The organism is Nocardia sp. FDAARGOS_372, assembly GCF_002554515.1.
Lineage (GTDB): Bacteria > Actinomycetota > Actinomycetes > Mycobacteriales > Mycobacteriaceae > Nocardia > Nocardia farcinica.
This window is the reverse complement of record NZ_PDDW01000001.1, coordinates 4259933-4277756: the sequence shown is the minus strand read 5'-3', so window position 1 is coordinate 4277756 and position 17824 is coordinate 4259933. Positions and strand designations below refer to the sequence as shown.

The window sequence follows — 17824 nt, the reverse complement described above, 5'->3', positions numbered from 1 at the left end:
GCCGTGGCCTCGTAGGATCGCCACCACGCACGAGCGAACAGGAGTCCGATATGTCTCCCTTCCTCTGGGAGCAGCATTGCTGCCTGCCGCTGACACCCGATGCCGAGGTCGCCGAGCTGGCTCGTTATCCGCTCGGCTCCTATCTGTCGGTCAACGTCGGCTATTCGCGTCAGCGCACGACAGACACCCTGGAGCTACTGCACGCCTTCCGGGCCGCCGCGGTGGCCGACGGCCGCTTCCGCCTGGTCGACACCCTGGCCGACGTCGGCGCGCCCGGCGCCATCGCGTTGGCTTTCGACCTCGAGGACGCCGGTCCGCTCGGCGGTGACCTGGACACCGTGCGCGTCTTCCACGAGCTCGGTGTCCGCTCGCTGCTGCCCGCCTACAACCACGCCAACGCCGCGGGCTGCGGCTGCCTGGACACCGAGGACACCGGCCTCACCGCCTACGGCCGTGACCTGGTGCGGGTGCTCAACGAGGTCGGGGTGTTCGTCGACGGCGCGCACTGCTCGCGCCGCACCGGCCTCGACCTCGCCGAGCACACCGACGTCCCGATGATCTACAGCCACGCCAATTTCGCCGCGCTGTGGGAACATCCGCGCAACATCACCGACGACCAGGCCCGCGCCTGCGCGGCGACCGGCGGGGTGATCGGGATCAACGGCGTGGGCATCTTCCTCGGCCGCAACCGGCCCGAGCAGGCCGCCGAGCGGGTCGAGGCGATGGCCGATCACATCCAGTACGGCGCCGAGCTGGTCGGTATCGAGCACATCGGCATCGGCTCGGACTACTCCTTCGACGCCGCCGATTTCAACGCCGAACTCACCGAGAACCCCGGCGCCTTCTCCGACGCCTACACCGCCTGGGGCCCGCTGCAGTGGACCGCTCCCGAGGAACTGCTCGGGCTCGACAGCGTGCCCGGTCTGGACCAGGTGCTCGCCGCCCGCGGTTTCACCCCGGCCGATCTGGCGGCGGTGTTCGGCGGCAACTTCTGCCGCGCCGCGGCGAAGGTGTGGCGGGAGCGCTAGTCGGCCAGCCGGACCAGCATCTTGCCGACGTTGGCGCCGGACAGCACCCCGAGCAACGCCGTGGGGGCCTGCTCGAGTCCCTCGTGGACGGTCTGCCTGGTCCGCAGTTCGCCGCGCGCCAGCCAGCCCGCCGCCTTGCCGATGTACTCGCCGAAACGGTCGAAGTAGCTGTTCACCAGCATGCCCCGCAGCGACACCTCCCGGGTGGCCGCCTTGTACAGGTCGGGGCCGGGTTCGGCCGCCGCACCGTTGTAGCCGCTGATCGCCCCCACGAGCGCGATCCGGCCGCGCGGGCGCATGGCCTCGACCGCGACCCGCAGGTGTTCGCCGCCGACGCTGTCGAGGTAGACATCGATGCCCTCGGGCGCGGCCGCGGCCAGCTGCCCGGCCAGATCGCCCGCCCGGTGATCGAGCGCCGCGTCGAAGCCGAACTCCTCCCGCAGCAGCGCGTTCTTGGCCGGGCCGCCTGCCGCACCGATCACCCGCCCCGCGCCGAGCAGTTTCGCGAGCTGACCGGCGACGCTGCCGACCGCGCCCGCCGCGGCGGACACGAAGACCGTGTCCCCCGGCCGCACCGGCGCCACGTCGGTGAGTGCGGCGTAGGCGGTGAGGCCGGTGGTGCCCAACGCGCCCAGGTACTGCCAGGGCGGCGCCAGGTCCGGGTCCACCGGGGTCACCGCGGCCGCGTCGAGCACGGCGTAGTCGCGCCAGCCCGCGAAGTGGGTGACGGTGGTGCCCACCGGCACCGCGGGCGCGCGGGAGGCGATCACCTCGCCCACCGCCGACCCCTCCAGCGGCGCGCCGATCCGGAACGGCTCGATGTAGGAGGGGCGATCGTCCATCCGCCCCCGCATGTACGGGTCCACCGACATCCAGGTGTTGCGCACCAGGACCTGGCCGGGCGCCGGTTCCGGGACCGGTCGCGTCACCAGGGCGAAGTTCGCGGCGGTGGGCACGCCGTCCGGCCGGGCGGCCAGCTGGAACTCCCGGCCCGTCCGGGGCAGCCCGGTCGCGGCGGCCTGTCGCGGTGCTGGCTCGGTCATCGAATTCTCCTTCTGTGCCAACGATTTTCGGATCCTGCGATCCGTTGCTGTCGACACTAGGGGCGGGTACCCGGGCGGCCCAGGTCCGCCGACGACAGGGACCGGTCCCTTCGCGCCACGCGCGGGACGGCCGCGAGCGGCGGGGTGCGATCCGGCTAGCGGTGGTGCAGGCCGGTCGGCGAGACGCCGCGCCAGCGTCTGCTCGCCTTGCGCAGCGCGCGGTCGTCGGTGAAGCCGAGCCGCTCGGCGACCGCGGCGGTGGTGCGCCCGCCGGCCAGCAGGACGCGGGCCCGTTCGTGGCGGGCCAGATCCAGTTCCTGCCGCCAGGTCGTGCCGTGTGCGGCCAGCCGCCGTTGCAGGGTCCGCGGGCTGGTCGCCAGCCGTCGCGCCACCGCGGGCAGTGCGGGTTCGCCGTCGTCGAGGGCGGCGTCGAGGGCGGCCCGGAAGGCGTCCAGCGGGCCGGGGATCGGCCGCGCGGTGGCGAGCACGAGGTCGGCGTGGTCGCGCAGCAGGTGCGCCAGCGCCGGATCGGCCCGGGTCAGCGGCGCGTGGGCGTCGTCGGGGGCGAAGGTGATGCTGTCGGCGCCTGCGCCGAACTCGATGCGGCGGGTGCCGAAGGCGTCCACCAACGCCGAATGCTCGCGCGGTGCGGGACCGGCGAAGGTGACCCGGGCCGGCGTCACCGCCCGCCCGGTCGCCTCCCGCGCGCGGCGCAGGTAGTAGGCGAGCACGTACTCGTTGATCACCGCGGCCACGGCGGGATCGCCCGCGGTGGTGCGGAATTCGACGGTGAGGCCGTCGTCCTCGCGCAGCGCGAAGCCCTCGGCCGCCGCGGTCACCAACCGGTGATAGGGCTGGGCCGCGCGCAGCGCCGCGGCCAGCGTGGGCCCGGTGGTCACCAGGTAGTCCCAGGTGGCCAGCGTGCCGAGCGGCGCGGCCGCGGCGACCGCGAGCCCCGCGCCGCGGCCGTTGCGGGCCAGCAGCTCCCACAGCCGCACCAGCGAGGTCAGCGGAATGCGGTGCAGTTCGCCGCCGAGCACCGCGTCGTCCGTGCCGGGAATCCGCGCGATCGCGACCGGATCGGGCTGTGATAGCGAAACGACATCACGCACCAGGCGGACCAGCTGGGTCGAGGCGGTGTCGTCGATCGGACGCGCCGGTGGCGGAGCGCCCGCGAGCGGCGCCGGCGCGGACATCGCGACCGGTTGCCGACCGCTCGTTCCGCCGTTCACCACGGTGACCAGCGTAGTCCCGCCCGCAGGCGGCGGCGCGGCCCGGCGCGGCAGGCGCGGACGCCGCCGCGGCTGTGGCCTGGATCTCACCGAGGCGGGGGCACGGTGGGTGAACCGAGCGCGGCAGCGTTAGGCTCGCAGACGTGACTTCCCACTACGATGTCGTCGTTCTCGGTGCTGGTCCCGGCGGTTACGTCGCCGCGATCCGGTCCGCGCAACTCGGCCTGCGAACAGCGGTTGTCGAGCAGAAATACTGGGGTGGTGTGTGCCTGAACGTGGGCTGCATCCCGTCGAAGGCGCTGCTGCGCAATGCGGAGCTCGCGCACATCTTCCACAAGGAAGCCAAGACGTTCGGAATCTCCGGCGACGTCAGCTTCGACTTCGGTGCGGCGTTCGACCGCAGTCGCAAGGTCGCCGACGGCCGCGTCAAGGGCGTCCACTTCCTGATGAAGAAGAACAAGATCGACGAGTTCGACGGCAAGGGCACGTTCGTCGACGCCAACACCCTCTCGGTGGAACTGAGCAAGGGCGGCACCGAGTCGATCACCTTCGACAACGTCATCATCGCCACGGGCACCGTCACCAAGCTGCTGCCCGGCACCTCCCGCAGCGCCAACGTGGTTACCTACGAAGAGCAGATCATGACCCGTGACCTGCCGGGTTCGATCCTCATCGTCGGCGCGGGCGCCATCGGCATGGAGTTCGGCTACGTCCTGAAGAACTACGGCGTGGACGTGCGCATCGTGGAGTTCCTCGACCGCGCGCTGCCCAACGAGGACGCCGACGTCTCCAAGGAGATCACCAAGGCCTACAAGAAGCTCGGCATCACCATCACCACCGGTGCCGCCGTGCAGTCCATCGACGACGACGGTACCAAGGTGACCGTCGCCATCAAGGACAACAAGTCCGGTTCGGTGGAGACCGTCACCGTGGACAAGGTGCTGCAGGCCGTCGGCTTCGCGCCGCGGGTCGAGGGCTACGGCCTGGAGAACACCGGTGTCGCGCTCACCGACCGCGGCGCGATCGCCATCGACGACAACATGCGCACCAACGTCCCGCACATCTACGCCATCGGTGACGTCACCGCCAAGCTGCAGCTGGCCCACGTCGCCGAGGCGCAGGGCGTGGTCGCGGCCGAGACCATCGCCGGCGCGCCGACGCTCACCCTGGGCGACTACCGGATGATGCCGCGCGCGACCTTCTGCCAGCCGCAGGTCGCCAGCTTCGGCCTCACCGAGGAGCAGGCGCGAGCCGAGGGCTACGACGTGAAGGTCGCGACCTTCCCGTTCACCGCCAACGGCAAGGCGCACGGCCTCGGCGATCCCACCGGTTTCGTCAAGCTCATCTCCGACGCCCGCTACGGCGAGCTCCTCGGCGGCCACCTCATCGGCCCGGATGTCTCCGAGCTGTTGCCGGAGCTGACGCTGGCCCAGAAGTGGGATCTCACCGTCAACGAGCTCACCCGCAACGTGCACACCCACCCGACCCTCAGTGAGGCGCTGCAGGAGGCCTTCCACGGCCTGGCCGGGCACATGATCAACTTCTGATCGCCGGACCCGCTCGACGGCGCCCGTGGCCCCGACGGCCCGGGCGCCGTCGTCGTAGCAGGCGGGTTGCTCGCCGCGCGGTGCCGGATCGAATCGCGCTGGCGCGCTGCCGTTCCGGTGCCGGTGTGTTTGACTGGCGCGATGCGTCGCTCATGGATCATCGGGACCGCCGCCGGACTCGTGCTGGTGCTCGTGGTGCTGATCGGTGGATACCGTTTGGTCGGTTCGCGCACCTATCAGGTGGCCGGCCGGTTGGTCGACCGCGTGGACACCACCGAGAAGCTGGTCGCCCTCACCCTCGACGACGGGCCGAGCGAGCGCGCCACCGAAGTCCTGCGCGTTCTCGCCGAGCTCGACGTCCGCGCCACCTTCTACCTCAACGGCCGCGATCTCGACGCCCGCCCCGAGCTCGGCCGCGCCATCGCCGCCGCGGGCCACGAGCTGGGCAACCACACCTACAGCCACCGCCGCATGCTCTTCGTTTCCCCCGCCACCGTGCGCGAGGAAGTCGAACGCACCGACACCGCCATCCGCGCCACCGGCTACCAGGGCCCGGTCACCTTCCGCCCGCCCTACGGCAAGAAACTCTGGTCCCTGCCGCGCTACCTCGCCGACCACGACCGCACCACGATCATGTGGGACGTGGAACCCGACTCCGGCACCACCGCCGACGCCGCCACCATCGCCGAGCAAGCCGTGCGCGAAACCCGCCCCGGCTCGATCATCCTGCTGCACGTCATGTACGGCAACGCCGCCGAATCCCTCGCCGCCATCCCCCGTATCGTCAGCGACCTGCGCGCCCAGGGCTACCGTTTCGTCACCGTCTCCGACCTCCTCACCCACTGACCCGTTCCAGGAGGCCGTAGGCGCGGCGCGGGGTGAGGCGGGCGAGGACGCGGCGGTCGGCGACCATGGCGCGGCGGTAGTCGGTCCAGTCGGGGTGTTCGCCCGCGGCGAGGCGGTAGTAGTCGACGAGGGCGTCGATCGCGGGGTCGTCGGGGGTGGTGGCGACGGGGGTGAGGGTGACGTCGGCTTCTAGGACGACGTAGGAGCGGAAGTCCGCGCTGGTGACGTGCAGGGCGGCCCAGGGCTCGCGGCGCAGGTTGTGGTATTTCGCGCGGTCGGCGGTGATCGAGATGAGGACGGCACCGTCGGGGGCGACCGTGTGCAGGACGTTGGACAGTTGCGGCCGGCCGTCGCGCCGGATCGCGGTCAGCACGGAACGCTGGGTGCCGCGGGCGAATTCGAGTGCCTGATCGAGGTCCATGCGCACTGCAACCACGCCGGGCGCGGCAACCTTCCCGCGGGTGCGGGGCCGGACCCGCCTGCCCCGCACGAGTGGCGGCTCAGACCCACTGCACCAGCTGGAAGATGATGCCGTTCGGGTCGCGCATCTGGAAGTAGCGCTCGCCCCATTCCTCGGTCTCGATCGGGGTCACGATCGGCACGCCCGCCGCGCGCAGCCGGTCGTATTCGGCGTCGATGTTCTCCACCACGAAGACGACCAGCAGGCCCTGACCCGCACTGCCCGCGATCTCGGCCGGTTTGAAGGTGGACAGGCCGGTGCGCAGGAAGATCAGGTTCGGCGCGTCCGGCCGGGTGAGCGAGACGAAACCGTCGGCCGACATCTGTTCGGTGAAGCCGAAGTGTTCGGTGACGAACTTCGCCGAGGCGGCGGGGTCGGCGACGTTGAGCGAGATGGCGTTGGCGGTGATCTGCAAGGGCGCTCCCAGGGTCGGTTCGAGCAATACCGTACATAGTACGCTGTACAGCATACGGTAATTCCCGGCATAGCATGTGAACCCGATCACAACCCGGTCTTCAGAACCGGTCGCGTTGGATCCGCAGCGCGGTGATGGTGGCCGCCAGGCCCTCGTACTGGTTCACCAGCAGCACGATCTCGACGAGTTCGCGCTCGTCGTAGTACTCGGCGAGCTCCGCCCAGGCCGCGTCGTCGATGTCGCGGGTGGTGGTGAGCTGGTCGACGGCGTCGAGCAGGGCGCGGTGTTTCGGTGTCCAGGCCGGATCGGCGGGACCGATCCGCAGCCGGTCGAGGATCTCCGGGGTGACGCCCGCGCGCCTGCCCAGGCGGATGTGGTGGTCCATCTCGTACTCACAGCCGCGCAGGTGCGCGACCCGGATGATGACGAGTTCGGATTCGTGGCGGGGCAGCCGCCCGCCCGGCATGAGCTTGCCGGAGAAGTGCAGCCAGCCGCGGAACAGGCCCCTGGTGCGGCCGAGCGTGCTGAACAGATGCGCGTCCGGTACGCCCGCGACCCGGGAAAGAACCTGCCAGACAACCCAGTTGATCGGACCGAGTTCCCGCAACCGACCCGGTTCGATGCGCGCTCGTGAGGTCGAAGTCATCGCCGCCGCCTTCCGCCGTCCACCGGGCCCGGGCGCCGTCGCCGGACCGTGCGCCGAGCCTACCTTCCGGTCGTCCGGCACGGCCGTTCGCGACCTTCCGGTGGTTTTCCCCGCCGCGTACCGGCATCATCAGTACCGGTGCGGGGGTGGGGCGCCTCGTGCCACGGTGACGAAGAGGGGCTGAGGTCGACGGATGCTGGTGAAGATCAGGCCGGACGCGCAATTGTCCGCGGCCGAAGGCGAATTCGTCGACTGCCTGCGCTCGCTGCCGATCACCTGCCTGGCCCTGGTCGACGTGCGGGTCGATCGCGGCACCCGCCGGGTGGGCGCGGTGCTGGTGCTGCCCCGCGGGGTGGCGGTGGTCGAGATCCGCGGCTTCCGGCGCAGGCAGAGCGGTATTCTCAGCGCCCGCGCCGACGCCGCCTGGACGATCAGCGGCGACCCTGCCGACCTCGACGGCGAGACCGTGCCCGCGGACCGTCTCGAACACGCCCTCTACGCCGTGCGGACCACGCTGGAGCGGGCCCTGCTCGATCCCGGTCACGTCTGCGGCCTGGTGGCCCTCGTGCCGTTCCGCGGGGTGGTGGTGCGCCCGTCCCGCATCGGCCTGCGCCCCGGCCGCGAGGTGCTGGTCGCCAACGTGACCGACGCCGCCGACCTGCGCGGCTACCTCGAGAAATTCAATGCGGGGGAACGGGAATGGACCCCCGATCAGGTGCTCGCCGCGGCGCACGCGCTCGGCATGAGCGACGGTGTGGGCCGCGAGGACCTGACCGCGGACGGTTTCGGCGGCCCCCCGCCGGGCCCCCGGACCCGCCGCAACCCACTGTCGGCATTCCGCCGCAAACCCGGCCCGCCACCGCCCTCGGCGACCCCGCCCGGAACCGAGCCCGGCATCAGCGCGGCGCCCAATGCCGAAGGCTTCGCCCCGGCCGGCGGAATCGACCGTCCCACCGCAGGATCCGGCCCGGGAGAGCCCGCGCCAACCCCTCCCGAGGCGCACCCGACGACGCCGGTCGTGGACCCCGCGGTCCCGCGTGCGAATCCCGTTGCCGACGCCGCCGACCCGGACACCTCCCCGCCCGCGGTGCCTGTCCAGGCCGCCGAACCTACGCCCGTTCGGGCGCCTTCCGAGTCGGCCGGACCGACCTCACCACCTCAGCCTGCCGCGCCCTCCCGGGCCGCCGATCCCACATCGGGTCGGGCGCCTTCCGACGGGTCGCCCGGCCCGACCTCACCACCGTCGCCCGTGGTGCCCGTCCGGGCCGCCGACCCCATGCCGGTTCGGACGCCTACCGAGTCGCCTCGCCAGAGTCCGCCAACTCAGCCGGCGGCGCCCGTCCGGGCCGCCGCCACACCGGGCCGGTCGCCGATCGAGTCGGCCGGCCCGACCCCACCACCTCGGCCCGCGACCGGCGGCCCGCGCCCCGGCGGCTACGCCCCCGCGTTCGCCCCGCCCCGCTCCGCCCCCCGCCCGCCGGGCCGCCGCTCCCCGCACCTGGCGAGCTGGTTGGTGCTGGCCGTGGCGTTCGTGGGGATCCTCGCCGTGTTCGGCATGGTCGTGACGGCCGTGGCCCGTGACGACGACGATCCGCCCGCGGCACCGGCGGTCACCACCACCACCTCCACCACCGGCGCCATGCCGACCGCTCCGCCGCGTCCGAGCGCGTGTTTCCCGTTCCAGTCCGGCTGCTGACACCGGCGGCTCGCCCGCGCCGGGCTGCGGTCAATCGCGCACGGCGCGACCGAGTTCGGCGAGTTCGAGGGCGTGTTCGGCACGGGCGAGCACGTGCGCGCGGGAGCTCTCGATGTGGGTGACCAGCAGTGCCAGTGCCCGTCGCGGCTCACCGGCGAGAAGCTGTTCGGCGATGGTGATGTGCTCGGCGGTCATGGTGGCGATGCGCGCGCCGGTGGGCAGGTCGAGGGTACGGACGGGGCGCAGTCGACCGTGCACCGCGGCCAGCGCGTCGGCCAGGGCGGCATTGCCCGAGGCGGCGAGCAAGGCCGTGTGGAAGTGCTCGTCCTCGGCGACGACGGCCGGGCCGGGTACGGGTGGGTCGTCACGCAACCGGACCCAGTGGCGCAGCTGGGCGCCGAGCGCGGCGCGGTCGTGGGCGCGCCGCGCGCCGGGCTCGAGGACGCGGTGAATTCCCCTGGCCTCCAGCGTCACCCGGAGTTCGTAGAGGTCGTCGAGTTCCTCGAGCCGGGGCCGATACGGATAGAGGCCGTCGGCGTGCCGTTCCACCAGCCCGTCGGCCTGTAGGCGGGTCAGCGCCTCCCGCACCGGCGTGCGGGAGACGCCGTAGGCCTCGGCGAGCCGTTCCTCGCCGAGCCGTTCGGTGGGCACCACGGCGCCGGTGGCCAGATCGTGGCGCAGCCGGTGGTAGACCTGTTCACCCAGCGGCACCCGCCCCCGGCGCGCCACGGCGGCTCAGATCGCCATCGCGGCGCGCACGGCGGTCTCCGCGCCCGCCCCACCCGCGCCGGTCGAGCTCACCCGCCCGGATTCGAGCACGTAGTAGCGCTGCGCTGCCTGCAACGCGAACCCGATGTGCTGCTCGACCAGCAGCACGCTGAGCCCGCCGCGCCGGGTGAGATCGATGATGGTGCGCTCGATCTCGGCGACCACCGACGGCTGGATGCCCTCGGTCGGCTCGTCCAGGATCAACAGCTTCGGTTCGGTGATCAGCGCCCGCGCGATCGCCAGCTGCTGGCGCTGACCGCCGGAGAGCAGCCCCGCCTTGCGGGACAGCAGCTCTCGCAGGGCCGGGAACAGGGTCAGCGCTTCCTCGATGAGCTCTTTACCGCGCTTGCGGCCGTCGGCCACCACCTGCAGGTTCTCGGCTGTGGTCAGCTGGGGAAAACTCTGTTGCCCCTGCGGGACGTAGGCGATGCCGCGCGCGACCCGCCGGGAGGGCGCGAGCCTGGTGATCGTCTCGCCGTCGAAGCGGATCTCCCCGGACTTGGCGCCGAGCAACCCGACCGCGGTGCGCAGCAGCGTGGTCTTGCCCGCGCCGTTGTGCCCCATGATCGCGACCACGGAATCGTCGGGCACCGTGAGCGAGACGCCGTGGATCACCTCCGTGCGTCCGTAGCCGGAGCGGATGTCAACGAGTTCCAGCATCGCCGGCCTCCTCGGTGGTCGCGGACGCGGCGACGGCGTCCTCGAGTTCGGTGCCGATCGCGGCCGCGGTGCCCAGGTAGACCTCCTGCACCTTCGGGTCGGCCTGCACCTGCTCCACGGTGCCCTCGCTGAGCACCGTGCCGCCGGCCAGCACCGTCACCGAGGTGGCGAAGGAGCGCATGAACTCCATGTCGTGCTCCACGACCACCACCACGCGCTCGGCGCCGATGCGGCGCAGCAGGTTCCCGGTCTCCTCGCGTTCCTCGGCGCTCATGCCCGCCACCGGTTCGTCGAGCAGCAGGACCGAGGCGTTCTGCACCAGCAGCATGCCGATCTCGAGCCACTGCTTCTGCCCGTGCGCGAGCACCCCGGCGGGCTTGTCGCGCAGCGCGGCCAGCCCGGTGGTCTCCAGCGCCTCCTCGATGCTCGGCAACACCGACTTGCGCCTGCGCAGCAAGGTCAACGCGGAGCGGCCCGCGCCCGCGGCGATGTCGAGGTTCTGCAACACGGTCAGCTGTTCGAAGACGCTGGCGGTCTGGAAGGTGCGCCCGACGCCGAGCCGCGCGATCTGATGCACCTTCTTGCCCAGTAGCTCGGCGCCGGATTTCTGCGCCGATCCGGTGGCGGGCACCAGGCCGGTGATCGCATCGATCAGCGTGGTCTTGCCCGCGCCGTTGGGTCCGATCAGGAACCGCAGGTCACCCTGCAGCACCGTGAGATCGACGTCGGTGACCGCCTTGAACCCGTCGAAACTCACCGAGAGTTTGCGGATTTCGAGGTATTCGCTGGCCATGCCCGCGTTCCCGCCGAAGCGTGGTTCGGTCGCCACTGCCGCTGTCGCTTCGTTCGACGCTGCGTTCATCGCGATTCCACCTTCTCTGCCTCGTCGACCGCCGGTGCGGCGGCCGGGACCGGCGGTGGGGATGGCGGCGCGGCGGTGCGGGAACCGAACCGCGCCTTCAGCATCGGCCACACCCCGGCCAGCCCGGCCGGGATGAACCCGACCACCACGATGAACAGCACGCCTTGCAGGTAGGTCCACCCGGACGGGAACTGCTCCGACAGCGTGGTCTGCGCCCACGCCACGCCGATCGCCCCGAGCACCGGGCCGAGCAGTGTGGTCCGTCCGCCGATCGCCACCCCGATCAGGAAGGCGATCGAGGGCACCACACCGATGTCGGCGGGGGAGATGATGCCGACGATCGGGGTGAACAGCGCACCGGCGATCCCGGCGAAGAACGCCGCGACCACGTAGGCCACGATCTTGATGTCGGCCGGGTCGTAGCCGAGGAAGCGCACCCGTTCCTCCTGATCGCGCACGGCGACCAGGAGTTCGCCGTAGCGGCTGTGCATGAGCTGGCGCACGATGGCCACCACCACCAGCAGCGCGCCCGCGGCAAGGAAGAACAGCATCCGCCGGTTGGCCGGGTCCGACAGTTTGAACCCGAAGAACGCCCGGAAGTCGGACAGGCCGGTGAAGCCGCCCAGCGCCTGCTGCCCGGTGAGCAGGATCGCCAGCGCGGCGGCCAGCGCCTGGCTGAGGATCGCGAAGTACGCGCCCTTGACCCGGCGCTTGAACACGCCGTAGCCGAGCACCGCCGCCACCAGGGCGGGCAGCACCAGGATCGCCAGGATCGCCACCGGCGCGGAGGCGAAGGGCTGCCAGAAGGTCGGCAGCTCGCGGATACCCGCGATCTCCATGAACTCCGGCACGTCGTTGCCCAGCCGGGCGGCGTCGGCCATCTGCAGGTGCATCGCCATGATGTAGGCGCCGATGCCGAAGAACACGCCCTGGCCGAGGGTCAGCATGCCGCCACGCCCCCAGGCCAGCCCGATGCCGGCCGCCACGATGGCGAAGCACAGGAACTTCGCCAGCAGGTTCAGCCGGAAATCGCTGAGCACCGCGGGTGCCACCGCGAACAACAGGATCGCGGCGACGGCGAACCCGGCGAGCGCGGTGAGCGAGGAGCGCTCCCGCCACGACCCGATCAGCGTCGTCATGCCAAACTCCTTGTCCGAACGGTGAACAGACCCTGCGGGCGGACCTGCAGCACGATCACGATGATCACGAAGACGATCACCTTGGCGATCGAGGCGGTGGTCTCGTACTCGATGTAGGAATTGAGCAGGCCCAGCGCGAACGCCGCGATCACGGTGCCCTTGATCTGGCCGAGGCCGCCGATCACCACCACCAGGAAGGCGTCGATGAGATAGCTCTGCCCGATCGTGGGGCTGGTCGACCCGATCAACGTCAGCGCCACCCCGGCGACCCCGGCCAGGCCGGAGCCGATGAAGAAGGTGCTGATGTCGGTGAAGCGGCTGGAGATACCGCTGGTCTCGGCCAGGCCGCGGTTCTGCACCACGGCCCGGATCCGCCTGCCCAGCGGCGTCGCCTTGAGCACCGCGGCCAGCGCGGCGACCGCGACCACCGCGAGCACCAGGATGAAGATGCGGGTCTTGGGGACGACGGCGCCCAGGATCGTGACGCCGCCGCCGAGCCATTCCGGTGCCAGCACGTTCTTGGCCGGGGCACCGAAGACGTCGCGGGCCAGCTGCTGCAACACCAGGCCCACACCGAATGTCACCAGCAGCGTGTCCAGCGGCCGGTCGTACATCCAGCGGATCAACCCCATCTCCAGCACCGCGCCCAGCGCGCCGCCGACCAGGAACCCGATCACCAGGGCGACGATCAGCGACACCCCGGCGTCGGAGATCACCTTCTGCACGACGTAGGTCGTGTAGCAGCCGGCCATGATGAATTCGCCGTGGGCCATGTTGATCACGCCCATCTGGCCGAAGGTCAGCGACAGGCCGAGCGCGGCGAGCAGCAGAATCGAGCCGAGGCTCAACCCGGTGAAGAGTTGTCCGACGAGAACATCCACGAGCTACAGACCCTTCGCCCAGTCGTAGGACTTCAGGTACGGGTCGGGCTGGATCGGGCCCGCGGACTCCCACACCGTGTAGATCAGGCCGTCGGGACGGATCTCCCCGATGCGGGCGGTCTTGGTGATGTGGTGGTTGGAGCCGTCGATGGTGACCCGGCCCTCCGGCGCGTCGAAGCTCACTCCGTCCGCGGCGGCCTGGATGTCGGCGACAGCGAAGGAGTTCGCCTTCTCGACGGTGTTCTTCCACAGGTAGACCGAGGTGTAGGCGGCCTCCATCGGGTCGGAGGTGGGCTTGTCCGCGCCGAAGGCGGCCTTGTAGGCGTCGACGAACGCCTTGTTCTGCGGGGTGTCCACGGTCTGGTAGTAGTTCCAGGCGGTCAGCTGCCCGGCGATGTGCTGGGCGCCGATGCCCGCGACCTCCTCCTCGGCGATGGACACCGAAACCACCGGCATGTCCGCGGCTTTCAGGCCCGCGTTGCTGTACTCGCGGAAGAACGCGACGTTGGAATCGCCGTTGAGGGTGTTGAACACGGCGTCGGCGTCGGCGGTGCGGACCTTGTTGACGATGGTGGAGAAGTCGGTCGAGCCCAGCGGGGTGTAGTCCTCGCCCTTGATCTCGATGCCGTTGGCGGCGGCGTAGGCCTTGATCTCACGATTGGCCGTCTGCGGGAACACGTAGTCCGAGCCGACCAGGTAGAGCGATTTCACGCCCTTCTGCTTCAGATAGTCCAGCGCGGGCACGATCTGCTGGTTGGTGGTGGCGCCGGTGTAGAAGATGTTCTTGCTGTCCTCCAGCCCCTCGTACTGCACGGGGTAGTACAGCAGCGAGTTGAGGCTCTCGAACTTCGGTTTCATCGCCTTGCGGCTCGACGAGGTCCAGCCGCCGAACACCGCGGCCACGCAGTCGGAGCTGATGAGCTTCTCGGCCTTCTCCGCGAAGGTCTTCGGATCGGAGGCGCCGTCCTCGAGCACCAGCTCGATCTGCTTGCCCAGCACCCCGCCCGCCGCGTTGATCTGGTCCACCGCCAGCTTGGTGGAGTTGGCGACGGTGACCTCGGAGATCGCCATCGTGCCCGAGAGGGAGTGCAGCGACCCGATTTTCACGGTCGGGCCGGAGGTGTCGACGCAGGAGGCGGCGGCCGCGTCGCTGGACGCGTCGTCCTTGGCGCCACAGGCGGTCAGCAACAGGCCGGTGAGGGCGAGCGCGGTCGGGACGACCAGCGCCTTGGTCACCCGGCGAGAACGATGCCGACGGGCGGAACGTGGATCTGACATGTGGCGGAACCCTTCTGACACGCGTATACAGCGGCTGTATTCGTGCCGCGAACGTTAGACAGAAGTTGTTGCGCCGGAATATCCCTCGGTGACAAGTGGATTGCCGATGTTTCAGTGATGTGAACGTTTCCCCGGAACGCCCGGAGCGGCGCTCATCTCAGGACGTCGCGCTCATTTCAGGACGTAGGGCGAGACCGAGCTGCGGTGTTCGCTGATGTCGAGTTTCTTGCCCAGCGGCGGGAAGGCGCGCTGCGGGCAGTTGGCGCGCTCGCACACCCGGCAGCCCGCGCCGATGGGGGTGGCCTTGACCTGGTCCAGGTCGATGCCGTCGGCGTAGACGACCCGGCTCGCATGGCGCAGTTCGCATCCCAGGCCGATCGCGAAGGTCTTGCTGGGCTGGCCGTAGCGGGTGGCGCGCCGCTCGACGGTGCGCGCCACCCACAGGTACTTGCGACCGTCGGGCATCTGCGCGATCTGGGTCATGATCTTGCCCGGATAGGCGAAGGTCTCGTAGACGTTCCACAGCGGGCAGGTGCCGCCGCTGGAGGAGAAGTGGAACCCGGTGGCGGACTGCCGCTTGGACATGTTGCCCGCCCGGTCCACCCGCACGAACGAGAACGGCACCCCGCGCAGCGAGGGCCGCTGCAGGGTGGACAGCCGGTGGCAGATGGTCTCGTAGCTCTGGCTGAAGAACGCCGACAGCCGCTCGATGTCGTAGCGGAAGTCCTCGGCGATCTCGTGGAAGTGCGTGTAGGGCAGCACGGTGGCGGCGGCGAAGTAGTTCGCCAGGCCGAGCATGGCCAGCTTGCGGGTGTCCTCGGAGGCGAAATTGCCCTCGTCGACCAGCTTCTCCAGCAGGTCGCCGCATTCGAAGTAGGCCAGCTCGGCGGCCAGCTTGAAGGTGCGCTGCCCGCCGGACAGGTGCGGGGCGATCTCGAGCCTGCGGGTCTCGGGGTCGTAGCGGTGCAGCACGCCCTCGCCGAGATCGATCCGCTCGATGATGCGCACGTCGTGCTCGCGCAGCAGCCGGGTGATCTCGGTGCTCACGTCCCCGCCGTGGAAGCGGATCCGAGCGGTGAGTTCCTCGGCGGCGGTGTCGAGTTCGTGGATGTAGTTCTGCCGCTGGTAGAAGTAGTCGCGCACTTCCTCGTGCGGCTTGCTGATGGTGGCGCTGCCCGCGCCGTCGGCGAAGCGGTCCTCGGTGGCCGCGGCCAGCTGGGCGCTGGTGTTGCGATACCGGTTGTGCATGGCCACCATCGCGCGGGCCAGGCTCGGGTGCGCGGACACCATCTCGGCGATCTCCTGGGTGTCGGCCTCGATGCCGAGTTCCTGGTCCATCACCACCTCCTGCAACTCGGCGATGAGCCGGGTGTCGTCCTGGGAGGAGAAGAAGGTGGCGTCCACGCCGAACACTTCGCTGATCTTGAGCAGCACCGGCACCGTGAGCGGGCGGACGTCGTGTTCGATCTGGTTCAGGTAGCTGGCCGAGATCTCGAGCTGCTGGGCCAGCGCGACCTGGCTCAGCCCGCGCTCGGTGCGCAGCTGTCGCAGCCGCGCGCCCACATAAGTCTTGGCCATGCGACCAGCTTAGGCGGTCTTCACAGCAGTGCCAATGTGAAATTAACAGGATGTGCGAGAGCGCGGGGAGCGCCCGCGGCCGCGCGGTCCTGGCGTGGATCCGTGCGGATGTCGGTACCGGCGGTTACGGTCTGATTCGTGCTGTTCGCTGACGTGGTGCGGACCTCGGAGGCGGTGCGGGCCACCAGGTCGAGGAAGACGAAGGTCGCGGCGCTGGCGGAGCTGCTGCGCGCGGCGGAGTCCGCGGAGCTGGCCCCGGTGGTCGCGTGGCTGTCCGGTGAGCTGCGGCAGGGCCGCATCGGCACCGGCTGGCGCACGCTCACCGGGGTGCGCGTGCCACCGGCGCTGGACGCCGCGCTGGAGGTGGCGACGGTCGACGCGATCTTCGACGAACTGGCCGCCGTGTCGGGCGCCGGCTCGGGGAATCGTCGCAAGGAACTGCTGACCCGGCTGTGGTCGGCGGCGACCGGACCCGAACAGGAGTTCCTGCTGCGGCTGCTCACCGGGGAACTGCGGCAGGGCGCGCTCACCGCGTTGGTCGCCGAGGCGGTCGCCGTAGCCGCGGACGTGCCGGTCGAGCAGGTGCGCCGGGCCTACATGCTCTCCGGGCAGCTGCCCGTGACGGCGGAGGCCGCCCTGCGCGGTGGCGCGGCGGCGCTGGCGGAGTTCCGGCTCGAGGTGGGCAGGCCGATCCAGCCGATGCTCGCCGCGCCGGGCGCCTCGCTCGAGGAGGCGATGACGGAGTTCGGCGGGGAGGTCAGCGTCGAGCACAAGCTCGACGGCGCGCGCATCCAGGTCCATCGCGACGGCGATCGGATCGCGGTGTTCACCCGCACGCTGCGCGACATCACCGCGGGTGTCCCGGAACTGGTGGAGCTGGTGGCCCGGCTCGACTGCACCAGCGTGGTGCTCGACGGGGAGACGCTCGCGCTGACCGATGCGGGCCGCCCGCGCCCGTTCCAGGAGACGATGAGCCGCTTCGCCACCGCCGACCCCGCCCGCGCGGCCGAGGTCGACCTGCCGCCGGGCACGCCGGTGGTGCCGCCGGTGTCCTCGACGCGCGAACTGCTGCTGCACCCGTACTTCTTCGACTGCCTGCACCTGGACGGCCGCGACCTGCTCGACGCCCCGTTGTCCGAGCGCCGGGCCGCGCTGCTGGCGGTCGCGGGCGAACACGCCATCCCGGCGCTCATCCGGCCCGAGGCCGAGGCCGCCGCCGAGTACTTCGACGGCGCGCTGGCGGCCGGACACGAGGGGCTGATGGTCAAGTCGCTGAGCGCGCCGTACGCGGCGGGCAGACGCGGGCGGTCCTGGCAGAAGATCAAGCCGACGCACACCCTCGACCTGCTCGTGCTCGGTGCGGAGTGGGGGTACGGGCGGCGCACCGGGTACCTGTCCAACCTGCACTTGGGCGCGCGCGATCCGCGCACCGGCGAGCCGGTGATGGTGGGCAAGACCTTCAAGGGCCTCACCGACGCCCTGCTGGCCTGGCAGACCGCGGAGTTCCCGCGCCACGAGCGGGCCCGCGACGAACACACCGTGTACCTGTGGCCGGAGCTGGTGGTGGAGATCGCGCTGGACGGTGTGCAGGTGAGCCCGCGGTACCCCGGCGGCGTCGCGCTGCGGTTCGCGCGGATGGTGCGCTATCGGCCCGACAAGACGCCCGACCAGGCCGACACCATCGATACCGTGCGCGGCCTGCTGCCCTGATCCGGTGAGGCGCGCACTTTAGCGCATCGGGGTGA

General features: G+C 70.8%; 17 protein-coding genes. 5 read left to right on the top strand and 12 right to left on the bottom strand.

Annotated elements, in window-relative coordinates:
- Window positions 1–50: 50 nt before the first annotated feature.
- Window positions 51–1028: a dipeptidase gene (locus CRM89_RS20180; protein WP_098085599.1), complete on the top strand. Its 978-nt coding sequence runs from the start codon at window positions 51–53 to the stop codon at window positions 1026–1028.
- Here the strand turns inward: CRM89_RS20180 and CRM89_RS20175 are convergent.
- Both CRM89_RS20175 and CRM89_RS20170 read right to left on the bottom strand, forming a co-directional pair.
- On the bottom strand, window positions 1025–2071 hold the full coding sequence (locus CRM89_RS20175; protein WP_098085596.1) for an NADP-dependent oxidoreductase: 1047 nt from the start codon (window positions 2069–2071) through the stop codon (window positions 1025–1027). The two genes, CRM89_RS20180 and CRM89_RS20175, sit on opposite strands and share 4 nt — an antisense overlap.
- 155 nt (window positions 2072–2226) lie before the next feature.
- Window positions 2227–3267, bottom strand: coding sequence for an AraC family transcriptional regulator (locus CRM89_RS20170; RefSeq protein WP_086842236.1), 1041 nt, complete (start codon window positions 3265–3267; stop codon window positions 2227–2229).
- A 179-nt stretch (window positions 3268–3446) separates the two neighbouring features.
- Between CRM89_RS20170 and lpdA the strand changes: the two genes are divergently transcribed.
- Window positions 3447–4850 (top strand): dihydrolipoyl dehydrogenase, encoded by a 1404-nt coding sequence (gene lpdA, locus CRM89_RS20165; RefSeq protein WP_060594145.1) that lies wholly within the window; start codon window positions 3447–3449, stop codon window positions 4848–4850.
- Window positions 4851–4991: 141 nt separating this feature from the next.
- On the top strand, window positions 4992–5696 hold the full coding sequence (locus CRM89_RS20160) for a polysaccharide deacetylase family protein (RefSeq protein ID WP_098085593.1): 705 nt from the start codon (window positions 4992–4994) through the stop codon (window positions 5694–5696).
- Here CRM89_RS20160 and CRM89_RS20155 read toward each other — a convergent pair.
- From CRM89_RS20155 to CRM89_RS20145, 3 genes are all read right to left on the bottom strand, one after another.
- Window positions 5686–6117, bottom strand: a complete 432-nt coding sequence (locus CRM89_RS20155) for a PPOX class F420-dependent oxidoreductase (RefSeq protein WP_098085591.1) — start codon at window positions 6115–6117, stop codon at window positions 5686–5688. The two genes, CRM89_RS20160 and CRM89_RS20155, sit on opposite strands and share 11 nt — an antisense overlap.
- Before the next feature lie 79 nt (window positions 6118–6196).
- Window positions 6197–6571: a VOC family protein gene (locus CRM89_RS20150; RefSeq protein WP_086842266.1), complete on the bottom strand. Its 375-nt coding sequence runs from the start codon at window positions 6569–6571 to the stop codon at window positions 6197–6199.
- A 100-nt stretch (window positions 6572–6671) separates the two neighbouring features.
- Window positions 6672–7217: a carboxymuconolactone decarboxylase family protein gene (locus tag CRM89_RS20145; protein ID WP_098085588.1), complete on the bottom strand. Its 546-nt coding sequence runs from the start codon at window positions 7215–7217 to the stop codon at window positions 6672–6674.
- Window positions 7218–7410: 193 nt separating this feature from the next.
- Between CRM89_RS20145 and CRM89_RS20140 the strand changes: the two genes are divergently transcribed.
- Window positions 7411–8913, top strand: a complete 1503-nt coding sequence (locus CRM89_RS20140) for a hypothetical protein (RefSeq protein WP_098085585.1) — start codon at window positions 7411–7413, stop codon at window positions 8911–8913.
- Window positions 8914–8943: 30 nt separating this feature from the next.
- Here CRM89_RS20140 and CRM89_RS20135 read toward each other — a convergent pair whose 3' ends face one another.
- From CRM89_RS20135 to ramB, 7 genes are all read right to left on the bottom strand, one after another.
- The gene (locus CRM89_RS20135; protein WP_060594151.1) at window positions 8944–9642 is read right to left on the bottom strand and encodes a GntR family transcriptional regulator; all 699 of its coding nucleotides are present in this window, start codon (window positions 9640–9642) and stop codon (window positions 8944–8946) included.
- A 6-nt stretch (window positions 9643–9648) separates the two neighbouring features.
- On the bottom strand, window positions 9649–10341 hold the full coding sequence (gene urtE / locus CRM89_RS20130) for an urea ABC transporter ATP-binding subunit UrtE (RefSeq protein ID WP_098085583.1): 693 nt from the start codon (window positions 10339–10341) through the stop codon (window positions 9649–9651).
- Entirely contained in the window at window positions 10325–11203 is an 879-nt protein-coding gene (gene urtD, locus CRM89_RS20125; protein ID WP_098085580.1) for an urea ABC transporter ATP-binding protein UrtD, read from the bottom strand. The genes urtE and urtD overlap by 17 nt, the downstream gene beginning before the upstream one ends.
- Window positions 11200–12342, bottom strand: a complete 1143-nt coding sequence (gene urtC, locus CRM89_RS20120; RefSeq protein WP_060594153.1) for an urea ABC transporter permease subunit UrtC — start codon at window positions 12340–12342, stop codon at window positions 11200–11202. Before urtC ends, urtD begins: the two co-directional genes overlap by 4 nt.
- Window positions 12339–13223, bottom strand: coding sequence for an urea ABC transporter permease subunit UrtB (urtB, locus tag CRM89_RS20115; RefSeq protein ID WP_011211789.1), 885 nt, complete (start codon window positions 13221–13223; stop codon window positions 12339–12341). Before urtB ends, urtC begins: the two co-directional genes overlap by 4 nt.
- A 3-nt stretch (window positions 13224–13226) precedes the next feature.
- A complete protein-coding gene (urtA, locus tag CRM89_RS20110) occupies window positions 13227–14501 on the bottom strand; it encodes an urea ABC transporter substrate-binding protein (protein WP_011211788.1) in 1275 nt (424 codons plus the stop codon).
- Window positions 14502–14672: 171 nt separating this feature from the next.
- Window positions 14673–16079 (bottom strand): acetate metabolism transcriptional regulator RamB, encoded by a 1407-nt coding sequence (ramB, locus tag CRM89_RS20105; RefSeq protein WP_011211787.1) that lies wholly within the window; start codon window positions 16077–16079, stop codon window positions 14673–14675.
- 138 nt (window positions 16080–16217) lie between these two features.
- On the opposite strand from ramB, the gene CRM89_RS20100 reads away from it, so the two are divergent.
- Window positions 16218–17789 carry an ATP-dependent DNA ligase gene (locus tag CRM89_RS20100; protein ID WP_098085577.1) on the top strand — a complete coding sequence of 524 codons (1572 nt, stop codon included), beginning with the start codon at window positions 16218–16220 and terminating at the stop codon, window positions 17787–17789.
- The last annotated feature ends 35 nt before the right edge of the window (window positions 17790–17824 follow it).